The sequence below is a fragment of the Pandoraea sp. NPDC090278 genome (assembly GCF_044772185.1).
Lineage (GTDB): Bacteria > Pseudomonadota > Gammaproteobacteria > Burkholderiales > Burkholderiaceae > Pandoraea.
The window spans coordinates 52724-77296 of the sequence record NZ_JBIVYJ010000008.1; the positions used below are offsets into that span (position 1 = coordinate 52724).

A 24573-nucleotide genomic window follows, 5' to 3' on the forward strand; every position below is an offset into this window, starting at 1 on the left:
ATGGAACTGAAGCTCCTGAATGAGCAAGGTCAGGAAGGCGCTGCTGTCAACGCGTCGGACGTCGTGTTCGGCCGTGACTACAACGAAGCGCTGATCCATCAGGTTGTGGTGGCTTATCAAGCCAACGCCCGCAGCGGCAATCGTGCGCAGAAGGACCGTGAACAGGTCAAGCACACGACGAAGAAGCCGTGGCGTCAGAAGGGTACGGGCCGTGCTCGTGCCGGTATGTCGTCGAGCCCGCTGTGGCGCGGCGGTGGCCGTATCTTCCCGAATTCGCCGGAAGAGAACTTCACCCACAAGGTCAACAAGAAGATGTACCGCGCCGGTGTGTGCTCGATTCTGTCGCAGCTCGCCCGTGAAGGTCGTCTGTCGGTGGTCGAGGACATCAAGCTGGATGCGCCGAAGACCAAACTGCTCGCTGAAAAGATCAAGGCCATGGGTCTTGAGTCGGTGCTGCTGATCACGGATAGCGTGGACGAGAACCTGTTCCTGGCCTCGCGCAATCTGGCTCACGTTGCCGTCACCGAGCCGCGTTTCGCCGACCCGCTGTCGCTCATCTACTTCAAGAAGGTGCTGCTGACGAAGGGCGCGATCGCCAAGATTGAGGAGATGCTGTCATGAGCGACGTGCGTAAAAACGACCATCGTCTGTACCAGGTCTTGCTCGCGCCGGTGATCTCCGAAAAGGCGACGCTGGTGGCTGACAAGAATGAACAAGTGGTGTTCCAAGTTGCACGCGACGCGAACAAGCAAGAAGTGAAGGCTGCTGTTGAGCTTCTCTTCAAGGTTGAAGTCGAGTCGGTGCAGATCCTGAACCGTAAGGGCAAGCAAAAGCGCTTTGGCCGCTTCATGGGTCGTCGCGACCACGAGAAGAAGGCTTACGTGAGCTTGAAGCCGGGTCAGGAAATCAATTTTGAAGCGGAGGCCAAGTAATCATGGCACTCGTCAAAACGAAACCGACGTCGCCGGGCCGCCGTTCGCTGGTCAAGGTCGTCAACAAGGATCTGCATAAGGGCAAGCCGTTCGCCCCGCTGCTCGATACCAAGAGCAAGACCGCTGGCCGTAACAACAACGGTCACATCACCACCCGTCATATGGGTGGCGGTCACAAGCAGCACTACCGTATCGTCGATTTCCGTCGCAACAAGGACGGCATCACGGCGAAGGTTGAGCGTCTTGAGTACGATCCGAACCGCAGCGCGAACATCGCACTGCTTTGCTACGCCGACGGCGAGCGTCGTTACATTCTTGCTCCGAAGGGTATGACCGTCGGCCAGCAAGTGGTGAGCGGCTCCGAAGCCCCGATCAAGGCTGGCAATGCACTGCCGATCCGCAACATTCCGGTCGGTACCACGATTCACGGCATCGAACTGCTGCCGGGTAAGGGCGCGCAAATTGCCCGTGCCGCTGGTACGTCGGCAATGCTGCTGGCTCGTGAAGGCACGTACGCTCAAGTGCGTCTGCGTTCGGGCGAAGTCCGTCGCGTGCACATCGAGTGCCGCGCCACCATCGGTGAAGTCGGCAACGAAGAGCACAGCCTGCGCCAGTTGGGCAAGGCCGGTGCTAAGCGTTGGCGCGGTATTCGCCCGACCGTTCGCGGTGTGGCGATGAACCCGGTGGATCACCCGCACGGTGGTGGTGAAGGTCGTACGGCAGCTGGTCGTCATCCGGTCAGCCCGTGGGGTCAGCATACCAAGGGTAAGCGTACCCGTTCGACCAAGCGCACCGACAGCATGATCGTTCAGCGTCGCAAGAAGCGCTAATTGGAGCTAGCAAATGACTCGTTCTGTTAAAAAAGGTCCGTTTTGCGACGCTCATCTGCTGAAGAAAGTGGAAGCGGCAGCTGCATCGCGTGACAAGAAGCCGATCAAGACCTGGTCGCGTCGTTCGACCGTCCTGCCCGATTTCATCGGCCTGACGATCGCCGTACACAATGGCCGTCAACACGTGCCGGTGTACGTGACGGAAAACATGGTCGGCCACAAGCTGGGTGAGTTCGCACTTACCCGTACCTTCAAGGGCCATGCGGCCGACAAGAAGGCGAAGAAATAAGGGGCCGATCATGGAAGTGAAAGCAATTCACCGCGGTGCCCGTATCTCGGCGCAGAAGACGCGTCTGGTCGCTGACCAGATTCGCGGCCTGCCGCTGGAGCGTGCGCTGAATGTACTGACCTTCTCGCCGAAGAAGGCCGCGGTCATCATCAAGAAGGTGCTGGAGTCGGCTATCGCCAACGCCGAGCACAATGAAGGTGCTGACATCGACGAACTGCGCGTTAAGGGCATCTTCGTTGACAAGGCGACCTCGCTCAAGCGTTTCACCGCGCGCGCTAAGGGCCGTGGTAACCGCATCGAGAAGCAAACCTGTCACATCACTGTGACGCTGGGCAACTAAGGGGTCACGATGGGACAGAAAATTCATCCGACTGGCTTCCGTCTGGCTGTCAGTCGTAACTGGGCTTCGCGTTGGTACGCGAACAACCAGGACTTCGCGAAAATGCTGCAGGAAGATATCGGCGTTCGCGATTACCTGAAGAAGAAGCTGAAGAACGCTTCGGTTGGCCGCGTGGTCATCGAACGTCCGGCCAAGAATGCTCGCATCACGATTTTCAGCTCGCGTCCGGGCGTTGTGATCGGCAAGAAGGGCGAGGACATCGAAATCCTCAAGGCTGAGCTGCAGAAGCGCATGGGCGTGCCCGTGCACGTGAACATCGAAGAAATCCGCAAGCCGGAAACCGATGCGCAGCTGATCGCCGATTCGATCGCTCAGCAGCTTGAGCGCCGTATCATGTTCCGTCGCGCAATGAAGCGCGCGATGCAGAACGCGATGCGTCTGGGTGCCCAAGGCATCAAGATCATGAGCGCTGGCCGTCTGAACGGTATCGAAATCGCCCGTACCGAGTGGTACCGCGAAGGCCGTGTGCCCCTGCACACCCTGCGCGCTGACATCGACTACGCAACCTCGGAAGCGAAGACGACGTACGGCATCATCGGTATCAAGGTGTGGGTCTACAAGGGTGACACGCTGGGCCGCAACGACGCTCCGGTGGCTGAAGAGCCGGCCGAAGAAAAGCGTCCGCGCCGCAACGCGCGTCCGGGCGACCGTCGCCCCCGTCGTGACGATGCTGGCGACAAGGCCGGTGCGAAGCGCGGTGGTGCACGCCGTCCGGCTGGCAAGCCTGAAGGCGACGCCAAGACTGGAGAATAATCATGCTGCAACCGAAACGCAGAAAGTATCGCAAAGAGCAGAAGGGCCGTAACACTGGCGTCGCCACCCGTGGCAACGAAGTGTCGTTCGGCGAATTCGGTCTGAAGGCGGTCGGTCGTGGTCGTCTGACGGCTCGCCAGATCGAAGCTGCTCGTCGTGCTATGACCCGCCACATCAAGCGTGGTGGCCGTATCTGGATCCGTATTTTCCCGGACAAGCCGATCTCGCAAAAGCCGGCAGAAGTGCGTATGGGTAACGGTAAGGGTAACCCCGAGTACTACGTCGCCGAGATTCAGCCGGGCAAGATGCTGTACGAAATGGACGGTGTGGATGAAGCGCTGGCGCGCGAGGCGTTCCGCCTGGCTGCTGCCAAGCTGCCGATTCAGACGACGTTCTTCGTCCGTCGCCTTGGCGCCTGAAGGGAGAATTTGAAATGAAAGCATCCGAACTTCGTGCCAAGGATGTCGACGGCCTGAACAAGGAACTGTCGGATCTGTTGAAGGCCCAATTCGGTCTTCGCATGCAAGCGGGCACCCAACAGCTGAGCAACACCAGCCAGCTGAAGAAGGTGCGCAAGGACATCGCGCGTGTGCGTACCGTGTTGACTGAGAAGGCGAGCCAGAAATGAACGATACCGCTAAGACTTCGCTGAAGCGCACCCTCGTTGGTCGCGTTGTCAGCGATAAGATGGACAAGACGGTTACCGTGCTGATCGAGCGTCAAATGAAGCACCCGCTCTACGGCAAGTACATCGTGCGCTCGAAGAAGTACCACGCGCACGACGAAACCAACCAGTACAAGGAAGGCGACCTGGTCGAGATTCAAGAATCCCGTCCGTTGTCGAAGACCAAGGCCTGGACGGTTGCCCGTCTCGTGGAAGCTGCCCGTATCATCTAAGGCAGTCTGAAGCGAAGGCATGACTTGCAAGTCCGGAATTACCGATGTATAATTCCGGACTTTCCGCTTCTTTCGCCAAAACCGGTCTTTGGTTTCGCAAGGGAGTGGATGGCTTCCGAAGCCGATTCGTATCCTCTACGGGTCTGGACGAGGTAGCAAGGTTGTCCACTTTTGAACGACTCAACCCAAACGGCACCCTTTGGTGCTGACGGGGACCAAGACTGACCGACGCCTAGGTGTCGGATTAAGTTGGGAAGATAACACCATGATTCAAACTGAAACCCGGCTCGAAGTAGCCGACAACACCGGTGCGCGCGAAGTGATGTGCATCAAGGTGCTGGGCGGCTCCAAGCGTCGCTACGCCGGCATTGGCGACATCATCAAGGTCAGCGTGAAGGATGCTGCCCCGCGCGGTCGCGTCAAGAAGGGCGAAATCTACAACGCAGTGGTCGTGCGCACCGCCAAGGGCGTGCGTCGCCAGGACGGCTCGCTGGTCAAATTCGACGGCAACGCCGCCGTGCTGCTTAACACCAAGCTCGAGCCGATCGGCACCCGTATCTTCGGGCCGGTTACGCGTGAACTGCGTACCGAACGCTTCATGAAGATCGTGTCGCTGGCCCCGGAAGTGCTGTAAGGAGCCGACACATGAACAAGATTCGTAAGGGTGACCAAGTCATCGTTCTGACGGGTAAGGACAAGGCCAAGCGTGGCACGGTTCTGATCGTTGATGGTGACAAGCTGGTCGTCGAAGGCGTGAACGTCGCCAAGAAGCACGTCAAGCCGAACCCGATGAAGGGTACGCAAGGTGGCGTGGTCGACAAAACGATGCCGATCCACGTTTCGAACGTGGCGCTGGTGGATGCCAATGGCAAGCCGTCGCGCGTGGGCATCAAGGTCGAAGACGGCAAGAAGGTCCGCTTCCTCAAGACGACCGGTGCGGTCGTCGGTGCCTAAGGGAGTATAGATAATGGCCCGTTTGCAAGAATTCTATAAGGACAAGATTGTCGCCGAGCTCACCAAGCAGTTCGGTTACAAGTCCGTGATGGAAGTGCCGCGCATTACCAAGATCACCCTGAACATGGGCCTTGGTCAAGCCGTCGCTGACAAGAAGATCATTGAGCACGCCGTTGGCGACCTGACGAAGATTGCCGGTCAAAAGCCGGTGGTGACGAAGGCTCGTAAGGCTATCGCCGGTTTCAAGATCCGCGAAGGTTACCCGATCGGTACGATGGTGACGCTGCGCGGTGAGCGTATGTTCGAATTCCTGGATCGTTTCATCACCGTGGCTCTGCCGCGCGTGCGTGACTTCCGCGGTATTTCGGGTCGTGCGTTCGACGGTCGTGGCAACTACAACATCGGTGTGAAAGAGCAGATCATTTTCCCCGAAATCGAATACGACAAAATCGACGCACTGCGTGGTCTGAACATCAGCATCACGACGACTGCGAAGACTGACGAAGAAGCCAAGGCTCTTCTGTCGGCGTTCAAATTCCCGTTCCGTAACTGAGGTAATCGTGGCTAAACTGGCACTTATCGAACGCGAAAAGAAGCGCGCCCGTCTGGCGGCGAAGTACGCTGGCAAGCGTGCTGACCTCAAAGCGATCATCGAAGACACCAGCAAGTCGGAAGACGAGCGTTATGAAGCACGCCTGGCGCTGCAACAGCTGCCGCGTAACGCCAACCCGACGCGTCAACGCAATCGTTGCGAGCTGACCGGTCGTCCGCGCGGCACGTTCCGCAAATTCGGCCTGGCCCGTAACAAGATCCGTGAAATCGCCTTCCGTGGCGAAATCCCGGGCGTGACCAAAGCAAGCTGGTAATAGGAGAAGCACCATGAGCATGAGCGATCCTATCGCCGATATGCTGACTCGCATCCGCAACGCTCAGATGGTTGAGAAAGCATCGGTGAAGATGCCCTCGTCCAAGCTGAAGGTCTCGATCGCCAAGGTCCTCAAGGACGAAGGCTACATCGAAGACTTCGCGGTTGAAGCAGAAGAAACCAAGCCGGTGCTGAACATCGCACTGAAGTACTACGCTGGCCGTCCGGTGATCGAGCGCCTCGAGCGCGTTTCGCGCCCGGGTCTGCGTGTGTACAAGAGCCGCAACGATATCCCGCAGGTCATGAATGGCCTGGGCGTTGCAATCGTCTCGACCCCGAAGGGCGTGATGACGGATCGCAAAGCACGCGCCACTGGCGTGGGCGGCGAAGTCATCTGCTACGTGGCCTAACCGAGGAGAGTTGAAATGTCTCGAGTAGGTAAGAGTCCCATTGCACTGCCGAAGGGCGTTGAAACGACGCTGGCTGGCAATGTGCTGACGGTCAAGGGTGCCCTGGGTTCGTTGACCCGCGGCGTCAACACCCTTGTGAACGTCAAGATTGAAGACGGCACCATCACCTTCGCCCCGGCTGACGAAAGCCGTGAAGCGAATGCGCTGTATGGTACGGAACGTGCACTGGTCAACAATATGGTGACCGGTGTGAGCAAGGGTTTCGAAAAGAAGCTGCAACTCGTTGGCGTGGGTTACCGTGCCAAGGCTGAAGGTAACAACCTGAAGCTCGAGCTGGGTTTCTCGCACGATGTTGTGCACGCCATGCCGGAAGGCGTGAAGGTAGAGACCCCCACGCAGACTGAGATCATCATCAAAGGCGTTGACAAGCAACGCGTCGGACAAGTGGCTGCGGAAGTTCGCGGTTACCGTCCGCCCGAGCCCTACAAGGGTAAGGGTGTCCGCTATGCGGACGAGACGGTGATCCTCAAGGAAACCAAGAAGAAGTAAGGGTGCGAAACATGGACAAGAAACAATCACGTGTGCGCCGCGCTCGCCAGACTCGTATCAAGCTGGCAGCTCAGAAGGTGCATCGCCTTTCCGTGCATCGCACCAACGTGCACATTTACGCGCAAGTATTCTCGGAAGACGGCACGCAAGTGCTGGCCAGCGCTTCGACGCTGGAAGCCGAAGTGCGCAAGGAACTGGGCGACAAGGAAGGCAAGGGTGGCAACGCTGCCGCTGCTGCGTTGATCGGTCGTCGTATCGCCGAAAAGGCGAAGGCTGCCGGCATCGAAAGCGTGTCTTTCGACCGCTCGGGCTTCCGCTATCACGGTCGCGTTAAGGCTCTCGCCGACGCAGCCCGTGAAGCCGGCCTCAAGTTCTAAGTAAGGATCCGTCATGGCAAAGATGCAAGCGAAAGTTCAGGCTGACGAACGCGACGACGGCCTTCGCGAGAAGATGATCGCGGTCAACCGTGTCACGAAGGTTGTGAAGGGTGGCCGTATTCTCGGTTTTGCCGCGTTGACCGTGGTTGGTGACGGCGATGGCCGCATCGGCATGGGCAAGGGCAAGGCGAAGGAAGTCCCGGTTGCCGTTCAAAAGGCAATGGAACAAGCCCGCCGCAATATGTTCAAGGTTGCTCTGAAGAACGGCACCCTTCAACACAACGTTCTCGGCCAGCATGGCGCCTCGCGTGTCCTGATGTCGCCGGCGAAGGACGGTACTGGCGTGATCGCCGGTGGCCCGATGCGCGCGGTGTTCGAGGTGATGGGCGTGACCAACGTGGTGACGAAGAGCCTTGGCTCGACGAACCCGTACAACCTGGTCCGCGCCACGCTCGACGGCCTGAAGAAACAATCGACTCCTGCTGACATCGCCGCTAAGCGTGGCAAGTCGGTGGAAGAGATCCTCGGCTAAGGGTGATCAATATGTCGCAGCAAACTGTGAAAGTTAAGCTGGTCAAGAGCCTGATCGGTACGCGCGAAGAACATCGCGCCACCGTGAAGGGCCTCGGCCTGCGTCGCCTCAATTCGGTCAGCGAGTTGCAGGATACGCCCGCTGTGCGGGGCATGATCAACAAGGTCTCGTACCTTGTGAAGATCGTCGACTGAGCGAGGGCAAAATGGAATTGAATTCGATTAAGCCGGCAGAAGGCGCCAAGCACGCCAAGCGCCGCGTTGGCCGTGGCATCGGTTCGGGTCTGGGTAAAACCGCCGGCCGTGGTCACAAGGGTCAGAAGTCGCGTTCGGGTGGCTTCCACAAGGTGGGCTTCGAAGGCGGTCAAATGCCGCTGCAACGTCGTCTGCCGAAGCGTGGTTTCAAGTCGCTGACGCGTCGTTTCGTGGGCGAAGTTCGCCTGTCGGACCTGAACAACCTGCCGGTCGACGAGATCGATCTGTTGGTTCTGAAGCAGGCCGGTCTGGTGAGCGAGCTGTCGCTTTCGGCCAAGATCATCGCCGCTGGCGAGATCACCCGCAAGGTCGTTGTGAAGGGTCTGGGCGTCACCAAGGGTGCGCTCACGGCAATTCAAGCGGCTGGCGGTTCGGTCGCAGAGTAAGTTAGGACGCCCCGGAGCCATCATTGGCCAAGTCTCCTAATCTCGCTAAGCCTGGTACGCAGGGCCCGAAGTATGCGGATCTGCGCCGGCGGCTGGTTTTCCTGCTGCTGGCGTTGATCGTCTACCGTATTGGTGCGCATATCCCGGTGCCGGGCATCGACCCCGATCAGCTGGCGCAGTTGTTCCAGCGCCAGTCGGGCGGGATCCTGGGCATGTTCAACATGTTCTCTGGCGGTGCGTTGTCGCGTTTCACGATCTTCGCGCTGGGGATCATGCCGTACATTTCGGCGTCGATCATCATGCAGTTGCTGGCGATGGTTTCGCCTCAACTGGAAGCATTGCGTAAGGAAGGCCAGGCCGGACAACGCAAGATCACGCAGTACACCCGGTATTTCACGGTGGTGCTTGCGCTCTTCCAGGCAGCTGCAATTGCTGTGACGTTGGAAAGCGAGCCGGGGCTCGTCGTCGATCCGGGCATGCTGTTCCGCCTGACGACGGTGATCACGCTCGTGACCGGCACGATGTTCCTGATGTGGCTTGGTGAGCAGATCACCGAACGCGGTCTCGGTAACGGCATTTCGATCATCATCTTCGGTGGTATTGCGGCAGGTTTGCCGAACGCTGTGGGTGGCTTGTTCGAGTTGGTCGGTACCGGTTCGATCGGTCCGTTCTCGGCGATCGTGATCTGTGCCCTGGTGGTGCTCGTGACGTTCTTCGTCGTTTTCGTCGAACGTGGTCAACGCAAGATACTGGTCAACTACGCGAAGCGTCAGGTCGGCAACAAGGTGTACGGTGGTCAGGCTTCGCACCTGCCGCTCAAGCTGAATATGGCAGGCGTGATTCCGCCGATCTTTGCATCGTCGATCATCCTGTTCCCGGCAACGATCGCGAATTGGTTCGGCGCAGGTGATAACGCGCGCTGGCTCAAGGATATCGCGGCGAAGTTGTCGCCGGGTCAGCCGATCTACGTGATGCTCTACGCACTGGCGATCGTGTTCTTCTGCTTCTTTTACACCGCTCTGGTGTTTAACAGCAAGGAGACCGCCGAGAACCTGAAGAAGAGCGGCGCGTTTGTTCCGGGCATCCGCCCGGGCGACCAGACCGCGCGTTATATCGATAAGATCCTGACGCGATTGACACTGGCCGGTGCAGCTTACGTCACCTTGGTGTGTTTGCTGCCTGAGTTCCTGGTGTTGCGCTGGAATGTCCCGTTCTACTTCGGTGGAACCTCACTGCTGATTATCGTGGTGGTGACGATGGACTTCATGGCGCAAGTGCAGTCGTATGTGATGTCGCAACAATATGAGTCGCTGCTCCGCAAGGCGAATTTCAAGGGCGGCAATAACATGACGCTTCGCTGATCATCCAGGATCATGTCGAAAGACGACGTTATTCAAATGCAGGGTGAGGTCGTTGAAAACCTCCCCAATGCCACCTTCCGGGTAAAGCTGGAAAATGGCCATGTAGTACTCGGACATATTTCCGGCAAGATGCGGATGCATTACATCCGCATCCTTCCCGGAGATAAGGTGACGGTAGAGTTGACGCCCTACGATCTGTCGCGTGCGCGGATCGTCTTCCGGGCGAAGTGATTAGAGAGAGGGAATTGTCATGAAAGTTTTGGCATCTGTTAAGTGCATCTGCCGCAATTGCAAGTTTGTGAAGCGCAAAGGCGTGCTGCGCGTGATCTGCAGCTCGGATCCGCGCCACAAGCAACGTCAGGGCTAATCGGCCTTTAACGCTATTTAGTTGGGGAATTACGAATGGCTCGTATCGCAGGGGTTAACATCCCGAACCACCAGCACACTGTCATTGGCCTGACGGCTATTTACGGTGTCGGTCGCACGCGCGCTCGCCAAATTTGCGACGCAGCCGGTGTGGCTCACTCGAAGAAGGTCAAGGACCTCGACGACGCTGATCTCGAAAAGCTGCGTGATCAAGTTGGTCAACTGACGGTTGAGGGTGACCTTCGCCGTGAGACGACCATGAGCATCAAGCGCCTGATGGACCTGGGCTGCTATCGTGGTATGCGTCACCGCAAGGGCTTGCCGCTTCGCGGTCAGCGCACCCGTACCAATGCGCGTACCCGTAAGGGCCCGCGTAAGGCCGGCGTCTCGCTGAAGAAGTAACCAGAGGATAGGAACTCATGGCTAAGCAACAGAACAACGCCGCTTCGCAGCGCGTTCGCAAGAAGGTCAAGAAGAGCGTTGCCGAAGGCGTCGTGCACGTCCACGCTTCGTTCAACAACACCATCATCACGATCACCGATCGTCAGGGCAATGCGCTGGCATGGGCGACGTCGGGTGGCCAGGGCTTCAAGGGTTCGCGTAAATCGACCCCGTTCGCTGCCCAGGTTGCTGCTGAGTCGGCTGGCCGCGTGGCACTGGAATACGGCGTGAAGAACCTCGAAGTTCGCATCAAGGGCCCGGGCCCGGGTCGCGAATCCGCGGTTCGTGCGCTGAATGCGCTGGGTATCAAGATCACGGCCATCTCGGACGTGACGCCGGTCCCGCACAACGGCTGCCGCCCGCCGAAGCGTCGTCGTATCTAAGACGCTTTAGAAAATCCTGCTATAATCGCGGGTTCGCGCACGGTCTCGGCCGTGCGCGTAGTAATTTCTAAGACCACCGTCCGGTACATTGGTACCGGACTTGCGTAGTGGACAAAGTTCGCTGCGTCAAATTTTGAGATAAAGGAACAACCGTGGCACGTTATATCGGCCCGAAGGCCAAACTCTCCCGTCGTGAAGGTACTGACCTCTTCCTGAAGAGCGCACGTCGCTCGCTCGCCGACAAGTGCAAGCTGGATAGCAAGCCGGGTCAGCATGGCCGCACGTCGGGTGCTCGTACGTCGGACTACGGCAACCAGCTGCGCGAAAAGCAGAAGGTTAAGCGTATTTACGGCGTGCTTGAGCGTCAGTTCCGTCGTTATTTCGCGGAAGCCGACCGCGTCAAGGGCAACACGGGTGAAAACCTGCTGCAACTGCTCGAGTCGCGCCTGGACAACGTCGTGTACCGCATGGGCTTTGGTTCGACGCGCGCTGAAGCGCGCCAACTCGTTGGCCACAAGGCCATCGTGGTGAACGGTGTCGTTTCGAACATCCCGTCGATCAAGGTCAAGGCCGGCGACGTGATCAGCATTCGCGAAAAGTCCAAGAAGCAAGTGCGTATTCAAGAAGCGCTGACGCTGGCTGAGCAAGTCGGTTTCCCGATCTGGGTTTCGGTTGACGCCAAGAAGATGGAAGGCACTTTCAAGGCACTGCCGGAACGTAGCGATATCGCGGGCGACATCAACGAAAGCCTGATCGTCGAATTGTATTCGCGTTAATCCGTATGATGCTTGACGCGCCTCACGGCGCGTTTTGCGTTCCGTGCAGGTTGTCACCCATCAGCCTTATCGGTGTAACGAGCCGAGGGTATTGAAAAGGAAACCTATGCAAACCAGTTTGTTGAAGCCCAAGATTATTGCGGTTGAGCCGGTCGGTGAGCATCACGCCAAAGTCGTGATGGAGCCGTTCGAACGTGGCTACGGCCACACCTTGGGCAACGCGCTTCGCCGCGTGCTGTTGTCGTCGATGGTGGGCTACGCGCCGACCGAAGTGACGATCGCCGGCGTTGTGCATGAGTATTCCACCATCGATGGTGTCCAGGAAGATGTCGTCAACTTCCTGCTGAACCTGAAGGGTGTCGTGTTCAAGCTGCATAACCGTGACGAAGTCACCGTTACGCTGCGCAAGGATGGTGAAGGTGTGGTGCGCGCTTCGGATATCGAAGTGCCGCATGATGTGGAACTGATCAACCCCGATCACGTGATCGCGCATCTGGCGAAGGGCGGCAAGCTCGACGTTCAGATCAAGATCGAAAAGGGTCGTGGTTATGTCCCGGGTAACGTGCGCCGTTATGGCGACGAATCGGCCAAGGTTATCGGCCGCATCGTCCTCGACGCGTCGTTCTCGCCGGTCAAGCGTGTGAGCTACGCGGTCGAATCGGCCCGTGTGGAACAGCGTACGGACCTGGACAAGCTCGTGATGAACATCGAAACCAACGGTGTGGTGTCGCCGGAAGAAGCGATCCGTCAATCGGCTCGCATCCTCGTCGACCAGCTGTCGGTGTTCGCTGCGCTGGAAGGCACGGAAGCTGCCAGCGAAGCGCCGTCGCGTGCGCCGCAGATCGATCCGATCCTGCTGCGTCCGGTGGACGATCTCGAGTTGACGGTGCGTTCGGCCAACTGCTTGAAGGCCGAAAACATCTACTACATCGGCGACCTGATCCAGCGTACCGAGAACGAATTGCTCAAGACCCCGAATCTGGGTCGCAAGTCGCTCAACGAGATCAAGGAAGTGCTTGCCTCGCGTGGTCTCACGCTCGGCATGAAGCTCGAAAACTGGCCGCCGGCTGGTCTCGAGAAGTAATGTAACGACATGGCCGCCTTCGGGCGGCCGTGTTGCTACGTAAGTGCGGCACGTCGGGATGTCCGATACGGCCGATTGCGAAGGTACCGGCCCGCGGTGGTTGTCACCGATAGAAGAGCTTGGTCGAAAACTCTGTTTAAAGGAAAGTTAAAATGCGTCACCGTCATGGTTTGCGTAAACTGAACCGTACCAGCAGCCACCGTCTGGCCATGCTGCGTAACATGTCGAATTCGCTGCTCCAGCACGAAGCCATCAAGACCACGCTGCCGAAGGCTAAGGAACTGCGTAAGGTCGTCGAGCCCCTCATCACGCTGGGCAAGAAGGACTCCCTCGCTAACCGTCGCCTGGCGTTCAACCGCCTGCGCGATCGTGAAATGGTCACGAAGCTGTTCAACGAACTCGGCCCGCGTTTTGCCAACCGTCCGGGCGGCTACCTGCGTATCCTGAAGATGGGTTTCCGCGTGGGTGACAACGCTCCGATGGCTTTCGTCGAACTGCTGGATCGTCCGGAAGTCGACACGGAAGCACCGGAAGTCGCTGAGTAAGCGATTCGCGCAACGGTCTTTTGAAGGCCGTCAGCCGTAGAAAGAAGCCAGGTCATTGACCTGGCTTTTTTTGTTTCTGGGCATCGTCCGAGCAGGCATCGGAGCCAGTCCGGAAATCGTTGGCCGCGCGTACATCTTTGCCTGTGTCGGTGTACAGTGAACAACTCTCACGCCTGAACGGTCTACAGCACACCATGGACGCCCTTCTCATCGTCATGACGACCTTTCCCGACGAGGCCAGCGCAGAAGCGGCCATCGACGGCATGCTTGCCGGACGTCTGGCGGCCTGCGTGCAGCAAATGGCGCCGGTGCGGTCGAGTTATCGCTGGCAAGGCAAGCGTGAAACGAGCGTGGAAGTGCCGCTCATGATCAAGACGACTGCCGCGCGTTATGGCGCGCTGGAGCAGTACATCAAAGAACACCATCCATACGACGTCCCGGAGATTGTGGCGTGGCCTGCCACGGCTGCACTGCCTGCTTACGCGCGATGGGTCGAGAATGAAACGCGGGGGGAACTGCATGTTTGATGTGAAGACGTTGGCCGAGCCGGAATTGACGGTTTCTAGCGGCACCGGGAGAGCGACCGTGTCGCATCGTGTTCAGCGACTCTGGATGCTTGCACTGACTGTGCTGGCGATCATGCTGACGTTGGGGGTAGGCCGTGCCCATGCAGCCGACGACTTCCTCGATCCTGACGTCGCCTTCAAGGTGTCGAAATCGGAGCAGCCCAGAGTCGTGGTGCTGCGTTTCGACGTAGCGAAGGGGTATTACCTCTATCGTGAGCGGTTCGCCTTCGCTGCGGATAACCCCGCCGTCAAACTCGGTGCGCCGGTGTTCCCGAAAGGCGAGGTCAAGCACGACGACACCTTCGGCAAGGACATGGAGGTGTATCACGAGCCGATTGATGTTCGGATTCCGGTCGATCAGGCGAACGGACCGTTTACGCTGAACGTCACGATGCAGGGATGCGCAGACAAGGGCCTGTGCTATCCGCCGATGGACAAGCCGCTGAAGATTTCCGCTGCGGCGATTGGCAATGCGGGCGGCGGTACTTCGAGCGCCGGTTCTGCCGTCGGCCCAGCGACGCAGGCACTGCTGGGCGGTGGTGCGCAAGGGGCTGGAAGCGCTTCGCTCGTGTCCCCCGCCGTGGTCGCTCCCGCGGGTGGCTCTGCAGGCGGATGGTTGTCCGCGCGAGACGACTACAACGAAGCGGAGCGGATTCTCTCGGGTGGTAGCTTTGCGTTGGCGCTGGGGATTTTCTTCGTGCTAGGCCTCGGGCTCGCTTTCACCCCGTGCGTTTTGCCAATGGTGCCGATTCTTCTGTCGATCGTCGCAGGTCAGGAAGCCAGTCGTGGGAAGGCGGTGCGTCTGGCCATCGCGTACGTCCTCGGTATGGCCATCGTGAACACCGTCATTGGTGTGGCAGCCGGATTGCTCGGGCAGGGCCTGATTGCCTTCTTGCAGGCCCCTTGGGTGCTTGCCTTGTTCGCGTTGCTGATGGTGGTTCTGTCCCTTTCGATGTTTGGGATGTACGAGATCCAACTGCCTGCCGCGCTGCGTGACCGAATCGATAATGCCGCGCGCAAACAGCAGTCGGGACAGTGGGTCGGTGCGGCAATGATGGGCGTGCTGTCAGGGCTGATCGTCAGTCCGTGCGTGACGGCGCCCCTGGCAGCGGCGTTGGCGTTCATCGCCAAAACCGGGGATGCCGTTTTCGGTGGCGCGACGCTCTTTGCGCTGTCGCTGGGGATGGGACTGCCGCTTGTGATCCTTGCTGGTGGTGGAGGGACGTTGTTGCCGCGCGCGGGCGCATGGATGGACGGCGTGAAGCGGTTCTTCGGTTTCCTGCTGCTCGGCGTTGCGCTGTGGATCGTTCGCCCCCTGCTGTCGACGCCGGTGCTGCTTCTCGGCGCGGGCGTCCTCTTGCTGGTCGCGGCCACGTTCATGCGCGTGTTCGACAACTTGCCCGATGGGGTTAGCGGCGCGCGACGTCTTTTGAAAGGTCTCGGCGTTGCCGTGGCGTTGCTGGGTGCCGTTGCGCTCGTCGGTGCAGCCGCCGGAGCGCGCGATCCGTTAGCGCCGCTGGCTGGTTTGTCGATCGTGGCGTCGGGGAGTGCCAATGCTGGCGCACCCACTGTCGAAGGCGTGAAATTCCAGCGCGTTCGTAGTGTGGCGGAGCTGGATCAGGTGGTGGCGAGCGCCGGGCGTCCGGTGATGTTCGACTTCTATGCGGACTGGTGCATTAGCTGCAAGGAGATGGAGCGTTTCGTTTTTACAGATCCGCGAGTGAAAGCCCGCCTCGATCGGGTAGTGCTCGTACAGGCTGACGTCACGGCCAACAATGCAGACGATCAGGCGCTACTCAAGCGCTTCGGTTTGTTCGGGCCGCCGGGCATCATCTTCTTCGATGGCAGTGGCAAGGAAGTCACCGGAACGCGCGTGATCGGCGCGCAGTCAGCCGATCTGTTCCTGCGAAGCCTCGAAAAAGCATTCGGGCCGGCTGCCTGAGGCACCGACCCGAATCGATCCGAAGCGACTGGCGCCTAGCGAAACACCTTACGCCTGTGCACGAAGCAAGCGTGCGGCGTCGAGTGCGAAGTAAGTCAAAATGCCGTCCGCACCGGCTCGCTTGAACGCCAGCAACGATTCCATCATCACCTTGTCGTGATCGAGCCAGCCGTTCTGTGCGGCGGCCTTGAGCATCGCGTACTCGCCACTGACCTGATAGGCGTACGTGGGGAAACGGAACTCGTCCTTCACGCGCCGCACGATGTCGAGGTACGGCATGCCGGGCTTGACCATCACCATGTCGGCACCTTCCTCGATGTCGAGCGCCACTTCACGGATCGCTTCGTCCGAGTTGGCCGGGTCCATCTGGTAGGTCATCTTGTTGCTCTTGCCGAGGTTCGCGGCCGAGCCGACAGCGTCCCGGAACGGACCATAGAACGCCGATGCGTACTTTGCCGCGTACGCCATGATCCGCGTATGAATATAGCCACCGGCCTCCAGGGCTTCGCGCACGGCACCAATGCGTCCGTCCATCATGTCCGAAGGCGCAACGATATCCACGCCCGCTTCCGCTTGCGTGAGCGCTTGCTTCACGAGCAGGTCCGTCGTCACGTCATTGATGACGTAGCCGTTCTCGTCCAGCACACCGTCCTGTCCGTGGCTGGTGTACGGATCGAGCGCGACGTCGGTCAGAACGCCGAGATCGGGGAAGTTGCGCTTGAGCTCGCGCACTGCACGGGGGATGAGGCCGTCGGGGTTAGTCGCCTCGATGCCGTCCGGCGTCTTGAGCGAAGCTTCGATGTTCGGGAACAGCGCTATGACTGGGACGCCGAGCGTGACGCATGTGTCGGCCACACGCATCAATTCGTCGACGGAAACACGTTCGACGCCGGGCATCGAATCGACAGCCTCGCGGCGGTTCTCACCTTCGAGCACGAACACCGGGTAGATAAGGTCGTCGCAAGTCAGGCGGTTTTCGCGCATCAGACGGCGCGAGAAGTCATCGCGTCGCATGCGGCGCGGACGAAGCAGGGGGTAGGAACTCATGCGATCGGTCCTTTGGACGAAGAATGGCGCGTCGGAAATTCCCGTGAATCGGACGTTTTGACGTGTCCCGAAAACGGTGCTGTCGTTGCGACTGGCTCAACGATTCCGTAAGAGGGAAGGCGCGCAAAAAAGGGCGCTTGCCGGGAAACTTTCGAACGCATGGTATATCATACCAACCGGATGTTCGCACTGCGTGTGACGTCCCCCGCTTCTCCTCCCTGAGCGGGCGCCTGTCGTTCTACGATAAGGCTTATTTAAACCCGCCGTGCCTACACGGCGGTTTTTTTATGTGCGCTCGAATCGTGTCATAACAGCACGGCAACCGCCCGGATCGTCTCGCTTTCCGGTGAGTTCACGCAGACATCATCCGTTCGGCCGATACGACGACTCGCAGCGTCGGCCCGCTCGATTCCCCCGAGACGATCCCGAAACGTCGGTCACCCACCGGCCATCGCCGCGACGATTTGTCGCGCACGGCCGGGGTGCCGAACGTCTACCTTTGGAAGCTGATCCAGCGAACGGGTTGCCAACAGGCGTTTATTTCTTGGCCTTCTCGCGCGCCGGAATGGCAAGCCAGTCTTCGAGAATGCGCTGCGCGGCATCGACGCCGGTGCGCTTGAGCGACGAGAACAGTTGCGCCGTGAATTGCGGTGCAATCGTCGGATCGTCGGACGGCAGTCCATCGGTACGCGGCAGTGCGGACAGGCGTTTCTGCGTCTCCCGCAACACGTTCGTGGCTTCCTGACGCGTCAGCTTGTCGGCTTTCGTCAGCAGGGCATGGATCGGACGTCCGGTGGGCATGAACCAGTCGATCAGCTCGCAATCGAGGTCCGTGAACGGGCGGCGCGAGTCCATCACCAGCACGAGGCCGCGCAATTGCGGACGCTGGACGAGGTAGTCGCCGAGAAGCTGTTGCCAGTGCACCTTCACACCACCGCCGACCTCGGCATAGCCGTACCCCGGCAAATCGACGAGGTAGCCGTAAAGGTGTTCGAGGTGGGCGATCTCGAAATAGTTGATGTGCTGCGTGCGGCCCGGCGTCTTGCTCGAGAAGGCCAGCCGCTTCTGATTGCACAGGATGTTGAGCGCGCTGGATTTGCCCGCGTTCGAGCGACCCGCGAAGGCGACCTCGGGCACGGCCGTAGGCGGCAGATCGCGCAGATGATTGACGGTCGTAAAGAAGCGGGCTTGATGAAGTAGGGACATGACGGAAACCGGGGAGCGCCGCAGCCACTGGAATCGGGCCGCAACGCGGGCGCAGGCACGCAAGACGGTGGGGTTGAACACTCACCGGCGACAGGCCGGGAAGCCCCGTTCTGCGGCCTTCTACATGGAAATCCCCTAAAGCCGGGGAAAGTCTTTATTGTACAATATGAAAGTTAACCTTGGCCTTGCCAAGGCTTGCCCGAACGTCTCGCGCGCCGTGAGGTTGGAGGAGAAACGCGGCGTCGGACGGTGAGTTCGAACGACCGATTTCCCGACAAAACAGATATAAGGTGTGCGAATGAACCGAGGAGTGTGGAAGTCTCTCGCTGCAACACCGTTGGCGCTGGCATGCATTCTTCTGAGCGGTGCAGCACAAGCCGCCGAGCCCCAGACGCCCGCAAAGCCGGACTTGGCCCGGGGACAGGCCATCGCCACGCAAGTATGTGCGGCCTGCCACGCGGCAGACGGCAATAGCCCTGGCGGCGCGTATCCGAAGCTGGCCGGTCAGCATGCCGAATATCTCTACAAGCAGCTCGTCGACTTCAAGGCGCAGCCCGGCAAGACCCCTGCACGTAACAACCCCATCATGGCCGGTATGGTCGCGGCATTGAACGAGCAGGACATGCGTAACGTGTCCGCTTACTTCGCCTCGCAGACCGAAAAGCCGGGCGTCGCCCGCAACAAGGACACCGTGCCGCTCGGCGAGAAGATCTACCGTGGCGGCATCGCGGAGAAGGGCGTGCCGGCGTGTGCGTCATGCCACGGCCCGACCGGTGCTGGCATGCCGTCGCAATACCCGCGCCTGTCCGGGCAATGGGCGGAATACACCGAGGCACAACTCATCGCCTTCCGTAACGAGACGCGCGGCAACAACGCGCCGATGCATACGATTGGCGGACGTCTTTCGGATAAGGAAATCAAGGCCGTCTCCGATTACGTGGCCGGTCTGCGCTAAGCGTGATGATCGGGAGCCCTGCCCTGACATCATGTGAACGTCAGGGTATATTCGCTGACTTATAACGAAACCCACCACGGTGCCGCAGAGCGACCGGGGGTAACTGGTTTAGCATACACAGGGTGGCGGGCGCGTGAGATACGCGTCCCCGCCCTTTTTTGTTGTCGGAAACAGAATGAGCATCAGTACCTCCGGAATGCAGATCAAGGGAGCGCAGCGTTGGGTGCGCGATGGCGTCGAGCTTGTCAGTTCGATGCGTTTCGCCATCAGTCTGCTGACCGTGCTCGCGATTGCCAGCATCGTCGGCACCGTGCTCAAGCAGGGCGACCCTTACCCCAATTACGTCAATCAGTTCGGCCCGTTCTGGGCCGACGTTTTCCGCTCGCTCGGCCTGTACACGGTGTACAGCTCGTGGTGGTTCCTGCTGATCCTCTTCTTCCTGATGGCGTCCACGACGCTGTGCATCGTGCGCAATGCGCCGAAGATGATCGCGGATATCCGCAGCTGGCGCGATCACGTGCGCGAAGGGAGTTTGCGCGCGTTCGGTCACAAGGCCGAGTATGTCGGGCCCCTCTCTCGCCCGGATCTGCTCAAGCGTGTGACGGGCTATCTCGGGCATCGCGGCTACCGCTTTGTCGTGCGCGAGCGTGAAGGGGCGACGCTGGTGGCCGCCAAGGCCGGGGCCATCAACAAGATCGGCTACATCTTCGCGCACAGCGCCATCGTGATCATCTGTCTGGGCGGTCTGGTCGACAGCGACTTGCTGATCCGCGTCCAGATGGCGCTGTTCGGCAAGTCGCCGCTGCAAGGCAATGCCGTCATCGCACAGATTCCCGAGAACCATCGTTTGTCGGCGAACAACCCCGCGTTTCGCGGCTACGCATTCGTACCGGAAGGCGGTAAGTCCACCACGGCGATTCTGAATTTTCAGGATGGCTCGGTCGTGCAGGATCTGCCGTTCTCCATCGAGCTGAAGAAATTCCACGTCGACTATTACTCGACGGGCATGCCGAAGCTGTTCGCCAGTGACATCGTGGTGACGGACCCCGAAACCGGTAAGTCGATGGATGCGACGGTCAAGGTTAACGAACCGTTCATCTTCAAGGGCGTGGCGATCTATCAGTCGAGCTTCGAGGACGGCGGCAGCAAATTGAAGCTGACCGGCTACCCGATGCGCGGTGCCACCGATCGCCCGTTCGCATTCTCCGGCGACATCGGCGGGTCGACCCAACTGCGCGGCGGCGCGGCGGGTAAGGACGCCTACACCGTCGAGTTCAGCGACTTCCGCGCTATCAACGTCGAGAACATCAGCAACGGCGGCGGCGAGCGCGACGTGCGCGGCGTTGCCCGTAAATCGTTGCGCGACGAACTGGGGGCGCAACTGGGTTCCGGTGCGCGAACCGACGTGGGCAAGGATCTGCGCAACGTCGGTCCGTCTGTGCAATACAAGGTGCGCGACCGCAGCGGTCAGGCCAAGGAGTACCGCAACTACATGCTGCCGATTCTGGTGGAAGACGGCGAGCGTGTATTCATGACGGGCGTACGCGATACGCCCGACGGTCCGTTCCAGTACCTGCGCATTCCGGCGGATGCCGATGGCTCCGTCAAGCAATGGATGTTGCTGCGTGCGGCGCTTCAGGACGACGGCGCGCGGACCGAAGCGGCTCGTCGCTTTGCGATGCAATCGCTGCCGTCGCAGACGTCCGCCGAATTGCGCGGGCAACTGCAGGAAAGCGCCAAGCGCGAACTGGACCTTTTCGCCGGTGCGATGCCCGCGAGCAAGAACGGCCACGCGACGGGCGGTTTGCAGGCGATTGCCGAGTTCGTGAACGAGAAGGTGCCGCAGGAACAGCAGTCGAGTGCAGCCGACATGTTCCGTCGGATTCTGGACGGCACGATCTGGCAACTGTGGCAGGTCGCACGCGAGCAGGCGGGGCAGCCGGCGGCGGTACCGTCGCCGGAGACCGAGCGCTTCGTGCACACGGCCACTAACGCGCTGTCCGACAATTTCCTGTATGACGCTCCGGTGTTCCTGCAACTCGATTCGTTCGAGCAGATCCAGGCGAGCGTCTTCCAGCTCACGCGCTCGCCGGGCAAGAAGATCGTGTATCTTGGCAGCTTGCTGCTCGTACTGGGCATCTTCTCGATGTTCTACGTGCGTGAGCGGCGTCTGTGGCTGTGGGTCAAGGACACGCCGGAAGGTGGCAGTTCGGTATTGATGGCAGTGTCGACGACGCGTCGCACCCTGGATTTCGAAAAGGAATTCGCCCGCACGAAGGCGGAGATGAACGAGATCGTCACAAAACGATGAAGGTGAGACAGATGGAGTTATCCCAAGGCTATTCAGAGGTCTCGTGGCTGCGCCGTCGCAGCATCGGCGACTGGTTGTTCGCGCTGGCGCTGGCGCTTGGCGCGGGCTTCGCGCTCAACCGCTACGGCCACTTCATGGACTATTACGAGCACACGATTCTGGTGCTCTCCGTCCCGACGTTTGCGCTGCTCGGCTGGCACTGGCGCTCGGTGCGCTGGCTGATGGCGGGGATCGCGATTCTCGCGCTCTCGGGCATCGGGATGTATCACCACGATCTGGCGCGCGCCGATCAGGCGTTCTTCCTCAAGTACTTCCTGTCGAGCCAGTCCGCCATTTTGTGGATGAGCGCGCTGTTCTTCCTGTCGACACTCTTCTACTGGGGCGGCCTCCTTGCCCGCTCGCCGTTCGGTGCGAGCGTCGGTTCGTCGCTGTGCTGGGCGGCCGTGCTGCTCGGCTTCACCGGCATGATGGTGCGCTGGTATGAGTCCTATCTGGTGGGTGCAGACGTCGGCCATATTCCGATCTCGAATCTGTACGAAGTCTTCGTCCTGTTCTGCCTGATTACATCGCTGTTCTATCTGTACTACGAGCAGCGCTACGAGACGCGCTCGCTCGGCCCGTTCGTGCTGCTCGTGATCAGTGCGGCGGTCGGTTTCAACCTCTGGTACAGCGTGGCGCGCAGCGCCTACGAAATTCAACCGCTGGTGCCTGCGCTGCAAAGCTGGTGGATGAAGATTCATGTGCCCGCGAACTTCATCGGCTACGGCACGTTCGCCCTCGCTGCGATGGTGGCGGTGGCCTACTTGCTCAAGTCGGGGGAGAACAAGCGTCTGGCGGCCAATGGCAAGCCGCTCGACAGCGGATTCTTCTCCTCGCGCCTGCCGTCGCTCGAATTGCTCGACGACGTGATGTACAAGGCGATTGCGGTCGGTTTCGCGTTCTTCACGATCGCCACGATTCTCGGGGCGCTGTGGGCGGCGGATGCCTGGGGCGGTTACTGGAGCTGGGATCCGAAGGAGACCTGGGCGCTGATCGTCTGGTTGAACTACGCGGCCTGGTTGCACATGCGCCTGATGAAGGGCTTGCGTGGCGTGGTGGCGGCATGGTGGTCGCTGACCGGCCTGCTGATCACGACGTTCGCCTTCCTTGGCGTGAACATGTTCCTCTCCGGACTGCATAGTTACGGACAGCTCTGATGCCGCAACGCCCCCTTCACTTTGGGGGGGCGCCTGAAGGGCCATCGCGTTTGAAAAGCCGCCTCACTCACGTGCAGGCGGCTTTTTTCATCCTCATATGTGATTTTTCACAACGCAGCGCCGGGAACGGCATTCTTTGGATGTCGGTCACATCGCCTATAGGTGACAATTGGGCGGCGCGTAGACCGCAACTTGGTGGCACGTCGGTCGGTGTAGACAACTCGGATACGTTCGGGAGGCAGGCATCATGAGTACGAGCAAAGCGCGTCTGCGCGGGGCAGATATCCCGGCGAGCAGCATTACGCCGCGGGAAGTGGCAACAGGTCGGCGGCGTTTCTTGCAGGCGTCCGGTATTGGCTTGACAGGGATGGGCGGTGCGGCACTCGGTTTGCTTCCATCCGGTGGAGCCTTCGCGGCCGACAGTCCTGGCACCGGGCTTGCCAAGCTGGCGGCGACGCGCAACGCACAGTACGTCGTGACCGACAAGCCGACCGATATCAAGGACGTCACCACTTACAACAACTTCTACGAATTCGGCACCGACAAGTCCGATCCGGCACGTCGCGCAGGCACGCTGAAGCCGCGTCCCTGGCAAGTGGCCATCGAGGGCGAGGTCAAGCAACCGAAGATCTACGATCTCGATGCGTTGCTGAAACTCGCGCCGCTCGAAGAGCGTGTCTATCGGATGCGCTGCGTCGAGGGCTGGTCGATGGTGATTCCGTGGGTCGGTTACTCGCTCTCAGCGCTCATCAAGCAGGTGCAGCCGACAGGCAACGCCAGGTATGTGGAGTTCGTGACGCTGGCCGATCCGAAGCAAATGCCAGGATTGTCGTATCCGGTGCTGAGCTGGCCGTACGTGGAGGGACTGCGTATGGACGAAGCCATGCACCCGCTTTCACTGCTGACGTTCGGCCTATACGGCGAAGTGCTGCCGAATCAGAACGGCGCGCCGGTGCGCATGGTGGTGCCGTGGAAGTACGGATTCAAGAGCGCCAAGTCCATCGTGAAGATCCGTTTCGTCGAGAAGATGCCGCTCACGAGCTGGAATCGCGCGGCGTCGAACGAATACGGCTTTTATTCGAACGTGAATCCCGAGGTCGATCATCCTCGCTGGAGTCAGGCCACGGAGCGCCGAATCGGCGAGGGCGGCATCTTCACGCCCAAGCGCAAGACGCTGATGTTCAACGGGTACGCCGACCAGGTCGCCAGCCTGTATCAGGGCATGGATCTACGTAAATTCTTCTGAATCGACGCGCCGTGCTGCCATCCCCTTCTCGATTGCCTCCTACGTCGACACCCGGCAACGCTACCTCGATGTCCAATGCCCGAGACGGCAGTCGCTCAGCGAACCGTCCGAATCGGTGGGTGCCGTGGGCTAAGGTCGTTGTCTTCCTGCTCGCGCTTGCGCCTCTGTTGCGGCTCGTCGTCTACGGACTGACAGACCAGCTAGGCGCGAACCCGGTCGAATTCATCACGCGTTCGACGGGCACGTGGACGCTCGTGATGCTCTGCATCACCCTCGCCGTCACGCCAGTGCGACGCGTGACAGGCATGTCGTGGCTGCTGCGATTTCGTCGCATGCTCGGGCTATTCGCGTGCTTTTACGCGGCCTTGCATTTCGCGACGTATTTCTGGCTCGACCAATGGTTCGACTGGGCCAGCATTTTGCGCGACGTGACGGGCAAACGGCCCTTCATCACGGTGGGATTTGTGGCGTTTGTCCTGATGACGCTGCTCGCGATAACGTCACCGCAAGCGGTGATGCGTCGTCTGGGCGGGCGGCGCTGGCAGCGGCTGCATCGTGCGATTTATGCGATCGCCGTGCTCTCGATCCTGCATTACTGGTGGATGAAGGCGGGCAAGAACGATCTTGCCGAGCCGCTGATCTACGCGATCGTGATGACAGGCCTGCTGGGCGCCCGTGTGATCTGGGCGCTGCGCAGGCCGTCGCGGCGGCAGTCTTAGG

36 protein-coding genes are annotated in these 24573 nt (G+C 59.9%); 34 read left to right on the top strand and 2 right to left on the bottom strand.

The window, feature by feature from the left end; genetic code table 11:
• From rplD to dsbD, 29 genes are all read left to right on the top strand, one after another.
• Window positions 1-621, top strand: coding sequence for a 50S ribosomal protein L4 (gene rplD, locus ACIQWO_RS24430; protein ID WP_010804136.1), 621 nt, complete (start codon window positions 1-3; stop codon window positions 619-621).
• Entirely contained in the window at window positions 618-932 is a 315-nt protein-coding gene (rplW, locus tag ACIQWO_RS24435) for a 50S ribosomal protein L23 (protein ID WP_010804135.1), read from the top strand. The genes rplD and rplW overlap by 4 nt, the downstream gene beginning before the upstream one ends.
• A gap of 2 nt (window positions 933-934) precedes the next feature.
• Complete coding sequence (rplB, locus tag ACIQWO_RS24440) at window positions 935-1762, top strand: 50S ribosomal protein L2 (RefSeq protein ID WP_039393727.1); 828 nt, start codon at window positions 935-937, stop codon at window positions 1760-1762.
• A gap of 13 nt (window positions 1763-1775) precedes the next feature.
• Window positions 1776-2051, top strand: a complete 276-nt coding sequence (rpsS, locus tag ACIQWO_RS24445; protein WP_010804133.1) for a 30S ribosomal protein S19 — start codon at window positions 1776-1778, stop codon at window positions 2049-2051.
• A 10-nt stretch (window positions 2052-2061) separates the two neighbouring features.
• Window positions 2062-2391, top strand: a complete 330-nt coding sequence (gene rplV, locus ACIQWO_RS24450) for a 50S ribosomal protein L22 (RefSeq protein WP_039393726.1) — start codon at window positions 2062-2064, stop codon at window positions 2389-2391.
• 9 nt (window positions 2392-2400) lie between these two features.
• On the top strand, window positions 2401-3204 hold the full coding sequence (rpsC, locus tag ACIQWO_RS24455; protein WP_039393724.1) for a 30S ribosomal protein S3: 804 nt from the start codon (window positions 2401-2403) through the stop codon (window positions 3202-3204).
• Between the two features lie 2 nt (window positions 3205-3206).
• A complete protein-coding gene (gene rplP / locus ACIQWO_RS24460; protein ID WP_010804130.1) occupies window positions 3207-3623 on the top strand; it encodes a 50S ribosomal protein L16 in 417 nt (138 codons plus the stop codon).
• A gap of 14 nt (window positions 3624-3637) precedes the next feature.
• Entirely contained in the window at window positions 3638-3832 is a 195-nt protein-coding gene (rpmC, locus tag ACIQWO_RS24465; protein ID WP_010804129.1) for a 50S ribosomal protein L29, read from the top strand.
• Entirely contained in the window at window positions 3829-4101 is a 273-nt protein-coding gene (rpsQ, locus tag ACIQWO_RS24470) for a 30S ribosomal protein S17 (RefSeq protein WP_039393722.1), read from the top strand. Before rpmC ends, rpsQ begins: the two co-directional genes overlap by 4 nt.
• A 265-nt stretch (window positions 4102-4366) precedes the next feature.
• A complete protein-coding gene (rplN, locus tag ACIQWO_RS24475; RefSeq protein WP_010804127.1) occupies window positions 4367-4735 on the top strand; it encodes a 50S ribosomal protein L14 in 369 nt (122 codons plus the stop codon).
• 11 nt (window positions 4736-4746) lie between these two features.
• Window positions 4747-5055 (top strand): 50S ribosomal protein L24, encoded by a 309-nt coding sequence (gene rplX, locus ACIQWO_RS24480; RefSeq protein WP_402829756.1) that lies wholly within the window; start codon window positions 4747-4749, stop codon window positions 5053-5055.
• A gap of 13 nt (window positions 5056-5068) precedes the next feature.
• On the top strand, window positions 5069-5608 hold the full coding sequence (gene rplE, locus ACIQWO_RS24485) for a 50S ribosomal protein L5 (RefSeq protein ID WP_023593829.1): 540 nt from the start codon (window positions 5069-5071) through the stop codon (window positions 5606-5608).
• 7 nt (window positions 5609-5615) lie between these two features.
• Window positions 5616-5921, top strand: coding sequence for a 30S ribosomal protein S14 (gene rpsN / locus ACIQWO_RS24490; RefSeq protein WP_039393717.1), 306 nt, complete (start codon window positions 5616-5618; stop codon window positions 5919-5921).
• 13 nt (window positions 5922-5934) lie between these two features.
• On the top strand, window positions 5935-6330 hold the full coding sequence (rpsH, locus tag ACIQWO_RS24495) for a 30S ribosomal protein S8 (RefSeq protein ID WP_010804123.1): 396 nt from the start codon (window positions 5935-5937) through the stop codon (window positions 6328-6330).
• Window positions 6331-6345: 15 nt separating this feature from the next.
• Window positions 6346-6879, top strand: a complete 534-nt coding sequence (gene rplF / locus ACIQWO_RS24500) for a 50S ribosomal protein L6 (RefSeq protein ID WP_402829760.1) — start codon at window positions 6346-6348, stop codon at window positions 6877-6879.
• Between the two features lie 11 nt (window positions 6880-6890).
• Complete coding sequence (gene rplR, locus ACIQWO_RS24505; protein ID WP_039393713.1) at window positions 6891-7256, top strand: 50S ribosomal protein L18; 366 nt, start codon at window positions 6891-6893, stop codon at window positions 7254-7256.
• A gap of 13 nt (window positions 7257-7269) precedes the next feature.
• The gene (gene rpsE / locus ACIQWO_RS24510; RefSeq protein ID WP_039393711.1) at window positions 7270-7788 is read left to right on the top strand and encodes a 30S ribosomal protein S5; all 519 of its coding nucleotides are present in this window, start codon (window positions 7270-7272) and stop codon (window positions 7786-7788) included.
• An 11-nt stretch (window positions 7789-7799) separates the two neighbouring features.
• Window positions 7800-7982 carry a 50S ribosomal protein L30 gene (rpmD, locus tag ACIQWO_RS24515; protein WP_010804119.1) on the top strand — a complete coding sequence of 61 codons (183 nt, stop codon included), beginning with the start codon at window positions 7800-7802 and terminating at the stop codon, window positions 7980-7982.
• A gap of 11 nt (window positions 7983-7993) precedes the next feature.
• Entirely contained in the window at window positions 7994-8428 is a 435-nt protein-coding gene (gene rplO, locus ACIQWO_RS24520) for a 50S ribosomal protein L15 (RefSeq protein WP_039393709.1), read from the top strand.
• Between the two features lie 23 nt (window positions 8429-8451).
• Window positions 8452-9789 (top strand): preprotein translocase subunit SecY, encoded by a 1338-nt coding sequence (secY, locus tag ACIQWO_RS24525; RefSeq protein WP_010804117.1) that lies wholly within the window; start codon window positions 8452-8454, stop codon window positions 9787-9789.
• A gap of 12 nt (window positions 9790-9801) precedes the next feature.
• Window positions 9802-10020 (top strand): translation initiation factor IF-1, encoded by a 219-nt coding sequence (infA, locus tag ACIQWO_RS24530; RefSeq protein ID WP_007869286.1) that lies wholly within the window; start codon window positions 9802-9804, stop codon window positions 10018-10020.
• Between the two features lie 19 nt (window positions 10021-10039).
• Complete coding sequence (rpmJ, locus tag ACIQWO_RS24535; protein WP_010804115.1) at window positions 10040-10156, top strand: 50S ribosomal protein L36; 117 nt, start codon at window positions 10040-10042, stop codon at window positions 10154-10156.
• A gap of 35 nt (window positions 10157-10191) precedes the next feature.
• Window positions 10192-10557 (top strand): 30S ribosomal protein S13, encoded by a 366-nt coding sequence (rpsM, locus tag ACIQWO_RS24540; protein ID WP_039393701.1) that lies wholly within the window; start codon window positions 10192-10194, stop codon window positions 10555-10557.
• A gap of 17 nt (window positions 10558-10574) precedes the next feature.
• Window positions 10575-10979, top strand: coding sequence for a 30S ribosomal protein S11 (gene rpsK / locus ACIQWO_RS24545; protein ID WP_010804113.1), 405 nt, complete (start codon window positions 10575-10577; stop codon window positions 10977-10979).
• A gap of 152 nt (window positions 10980-11131) precedes the next feature.
• Entirely contained in the window at window positions 11132-11755 is a 624-nt protein-coding gene (gene rpsD, locus ACIQWO_RS24550) for a 30S ribosomal protein S4 (protein ID WP_402829782.1), read from the top strand.
• A 106-nt stretch (window positions 11756-11861) separates the two neighbouring features.
• Window positions 11862-12839, top strand: coding sequence for a DNA-directed RNA polymerase subunit alpha (locus ACIQWO_RS24555; RefSeq protein WP_039393697.1), 978 nt, complete (start codon window positions 11862-11864; stop codon window positions 12837-12839).
• 152 nt (window positions 12840-12991) lie between these two features.
• Complete coding sequence (gene rplQ / locus ACIQWO_RS24560) at window positions 12992-13384, top strand: 50S ribosomal protein L17 (RefSeq protein ID WP_402829787.1); 393 nt, start codon at window positions 12992-12994, stop codon at window positions 13382-13384.
• Between the two features lie 194 nt (window positions 13385-13578).
• The gene (gene cutA, locus ACIQWO_RS24565; protein ID WP_402829790.1) at window positions 13579-13911 is read left to right on the top strand and encodes a divalent-cation tolerance protein CutA; all 333 of its coding nucleotides are present in this window, start codon (window positions 13579-13581) and stop codon (window positions 13909-13911) included.
• An 85-nt stretch (window positions 13912-13996) separates the two neighbouring features.
• Window positions 13997-15892: a protein-disulfide reductase DsbD gene (gene dsbD, locus ACIQWO_RS24570; RefSeq protein WP_402830162.1), complete on the top strand. Its 1896-nt coding sequence runs from the start codon at window positions 13997-13999 to the stop codon at window positions 15890-15892.
• A gap of 48 nt (window positions 15893-15940) precedes the next feature.
• On the opposite strand, the gene hemB is transcribed toward dsbD, so the two are convergent.
• Both hemB and yihA read right to left on the bottom strand, forming a co-directional pair.
• The gene (gene hemB, locus ACIQWO_RS24575) at window positions 15941-16939 is read right to left on the bottom strand and encodes a porphobilinogen synthase (protein ID WP_402829792.1); all 999 of its coding nucleotides are present in this window, start codon (window positions 16937-16939) and stop codon (window positions 15941-15943) included.
• Window positions 16940-17476: 537 nt separating this feature from the next.
• On the bottom strand, window positions 17477-18145 hold the full coding sequence (gene yihA / locus ACIQWO_RS24580; RefSeq protein ID WP_402829795.1) for a ribosome biogenesis GTP-binding protein YihA/YsxC: 669 nt from the start codon (window positions 18143-18145) through the stop codon (window positions 17477-17479).
• A gap of 298 nt (window positions 18146-18443) precedes the next feature.
• Between yihA and ACIQWO_RS24585 the strand changes: the two genes are divergently transcribed.
• From ACIQWO_RS24585 to ACIQWO_RS24605, 5 genes are all read left to right on the top strand, one after another.
• Window positions 18444-19100, top strand: coding sequence for a cytochrome c (locus ACIQWO_RS24585; RefSeq protein ID WP_150666277.1), 657 nt, complete (start codon window positions 18444-18446; stop codon window positions 19098-19100).
• Between the two features lie 175 nt (window positions 19101-19275).
• Window positions 19276-21411 (top strand): cytochrome c biogenesis protein ResB, encoded by a 2136-nt coding sequence (locus ACIQWO_RS24590; protein ID WP_402829800.1) that lies wholly within the window; start codon window positions 19276-19278, stop codon window positions 21409-21411.
• An 11-nt stretch (window positions 21412-21422) separates the two neighbouring features.
• Window positions 21423-22607, top strand: coding sequence for a c-type cytochrome biogenesis protein CcsB (gene ccsB / locus ACIQWO_RS24595; protein WP_257958799.1), 1185 nt, complete (start codon window positions 21423-21425; stop codon window positions 22605-22607).
• A gap of 247 nt (window positions 22608-22854) precedes the next feature.
• Window positions 22855-23853: a protein-methionine-sulfoxide reductase catalytic subunit MsrP gene (gene msrP, locus ACIQWO_RS24600; RefSeq protein WP_402829803.1), complete on the top strand. Its 999-nt coding sequence runs from the start codon at window positions 22855-22857 to the stop codon at window positions 23851-23853.
• 68 nt (window positions 23854-23921) lie between these two features.
• Complete coding sequence (locus ACIQWO_RS24605) at window positions 23922-24572, top strand: sulfite oxidase heme-binding subunit YedZ (RefSeq protein ID WP_402829806.1); 651 nt, start codon at window positions 23922-23924, stop codon at window positions 24570-24572.
• Window position 24573 lies beyond the last annotated feature (1 nt).

What these genes read in the sequence shown, in the direction of transcription:
- rplR (WP_039393713.1), top strand. Translation starts at nt 6,891, where the DNA reads ATGGACAAGAAACAATCACGTGTGCGCCGCGCTCGCCAGACTCGTATC.
- rpmD (WP_010804119.1), top strand. Translation starts at nt 7,800, where the DNA reads ATGTCGCAGCAAACTGTGAAAGTTAAGCTGGTCAAGAGCCTGATCGGT.
- ccsB (WP_257958799.1), top strand. Translation starts at nt 21,423, where the DNA reads ATGGAGTTATCCCAAGGCTATTCAGAGGTCTCGTGGCTGCGCCGTCGC.
- rpsC (WP_039393724.1), top strand. Translation starts at nt 2,401, where the DNA reads ATGGGACAGAAAATTCATCCGACTGGCTTCCGTCTGGCTGTCAGTCGT.
- ACIQWO_RS24605 (WP_402829806.1), top strand. Translation starts at nt 23,922, where the DNA reads ATGTCCAATGCCCGAGACGGCAGTCGCTCAGCGAACCGTCCGAATCGG.
- rpmC (WP_010804129.1), top strand. Translation starts at nt 3,638, where the DNA reads ATGAAAGCATCCGAACTTCGTGCCAAGGATGTCGACGGCCTGAACAAG.
- yihA (WP_402829795.1), bottom strand. Translation starts at nt 18,145, where the DNA reads ATGTCCCTACTTCATCAAGCCCGCTTCTTTACGACCGTCAATCATCTG.
- ACIQWO_RS24590 (WP_402829800.1), top strand. Translation starts at nt 19,276, where the DNA reads ATGAGCATCAGTACCTCCGGAATGCAGATCAAGGGAGCGCAGCGTTGG.
- rpsQ (WP_039393722.1), top strand. Translation starts at nt 3,829, where the DNA reads ATGAACGATACCGCTAAGACTTCGCTGAAGCGCACCCTCGTTGGTCGC.
- rplQ (WP_402829787.1), top strand. Translation starts at nt 12,992, where the DNA reads ATGCGTCACCGTCATGGTTTGCGTAAACTGAACCGTACCAGCAGCCAC.
- msrP (WP_402829803.1), top strand. Translation starts at nt 22,855, where the DNA reads ATGAGTACGAGCAAAGCGCGTCTGCGCGGGGCAGATATCCCGGCGAGC.
- rplF (WP_402829760.1), top strand. Translation starts at nt 6,346, where the DNA reads ATGTCTCGAGTAGGTAAGAGTCCCATTGCACTGCCGAAGGGCGTTGAA.
- rplE (WP_023593829.1), top strand. Translation starts at nt 5,069, where the DNA reads ATGGCCCGTTTGCAAGAATTCTATAAGGACAAGATTGTCGCCGAGCTC.
- rplX (WP_402829756.1), top strand. Translation starts at nt 4,747, where the DNA reads ATGAACAAGATTCGTAAGGGTGACCAAGTCATCGTTCTGACGGGTAAG.
- infA (WP_007869286.1), top strand. Translation starts at nt 9,802, where the DNA reads ATGTCGAAAGACGACGTTATTCAAATGCAGGGTGAGGTCGTTGAAAAC.
- rpsH (WP_010804123.1), top strand. Translation starts at nt 5,935, where the DNA reads ATGAGCATGAGCGATCCTATCGCCGATATGCTGACTCGCATCCGCAAC.
- rpsM (WP_039393701.1), top strand. Translation starts at nt 10,192, where the DNA reads ATGGCTCGTATCGCAGGGGTTAACATCCCGAACCACCAGCACACTGTC.
- rpmJ (WP_010804115.1), top strand. Translation starts at nt 10,040, where the DNA reads ATGAAAGTTTTGGCATCTGTTAAGTGCATCTGCCGCAATTGCAAGTTT.
- rplN (WP_010804127.1), top strand. Translation starts at nt 4,367, where the DNA reads ATGATTCAAACTGAAACCCGGCTCGAAGTAGCCGACAACACCGGTGCG.
- rplD (WP_010804136.1), top strand. Translation starts at nt 1, where the DNA reads ATGGAACTGAAGCTCCTGAATGAGCAAGGTCAGGAAGGCGCTGCTGTC.
- rpsK (WP_010804113.1), top strand. Translation starts at nt 10,575, where the DNA reads ATGGCTAAGCAACAGAACAACGCCGCTTCGCAGCGCGTTCGCAAGAAG.
- dsbD (WP_402830162.1), top strand. Translation starts at nt 13,997, where the DNA reads ATGCTTGCACTGACTGTGCTGGCGATCATGCTGACGTTGGGGGTAGGC.
- rplW (WP_010804135.1), top strand. Translation starts at nt 618, where the DNA reads ATGAGCGACGTGCGTAAAAACGACCATCGTCTGTACCAGGTCTTGCTC.
- ACIQWO_RS24555 (WP_039393697.1), top strand. Translation starts at nt 11,862, where the DNA reads ATGCAAACCAGTTTGTTGAAGCCCAAGATTATTGCGGTTGAGCCGGTC.
- rplB (WP_039393727.1), top strand. Translation starts at nt 935, where the DNA reads ATGGCACTCGTCAAAACGAAACCGACGTCGCCGGGCCGCCGTTCGCTG.
- rplV (WP_039393726.1), top strand. Translation starts at nt 2,062, where the DNA reads ATGGAAGTGAAAGCAATTCACCGCGGTGCCCGTATCTCGGCGCAGAAG.
- rplO (WP_039393709.1), top strand. Translation starts at nt 7,994, where the DNA reads ATGGAATTGAATTCGATTAAGCCGGCAGAAGGCGCCAAGCACGCCAAG.
- cutA (WP_402829790.1), top strand. Translation starts at nt 13,579, where the DNA reads ATGGACGCCCTTCTCATCGTCATGACGACCTTTCCCGACGAGGCCAGC.
- rpsS (WP_010804133.1), top strand. Translation starts at nt 1,776, where the DNA reads ATGACTCGTTCTGTTAAAAAAGGTCCGTTTTGCGACGCTCATCTGCTG.
- ACIQWO_RS24585 (WP_150666277.1), top strand. Translation starts at nt 18,444, where the DNA reads ATGAACCGAGGAGTGTGGAAGTCTCTCGCTGCAACACCGTTGGCGCTG.
- hemB (WP_402829792.1), bottom strand. Translation starts at nt 16,939, where the DNA reads ATGAGTTCCTACCCCCTGCTTCGTCCGCGCCGCATGCGACGCGATGAC.
- rplP (WP_010804130.1), top strand. Translation starts at nt 3,207, where the DNA reads ATGCTGCAACCGAAACGCAGAAAGTATCGCAAAGAGCAGAAGGGCCGT.
- rpsE (WP_039393711.1), top strand. Translation starts at nt 7,270, where the DNA reads ATGGCAAAGATGCAAGCGAAAGTTCAGGCTGACGAACGCGACGACGGC.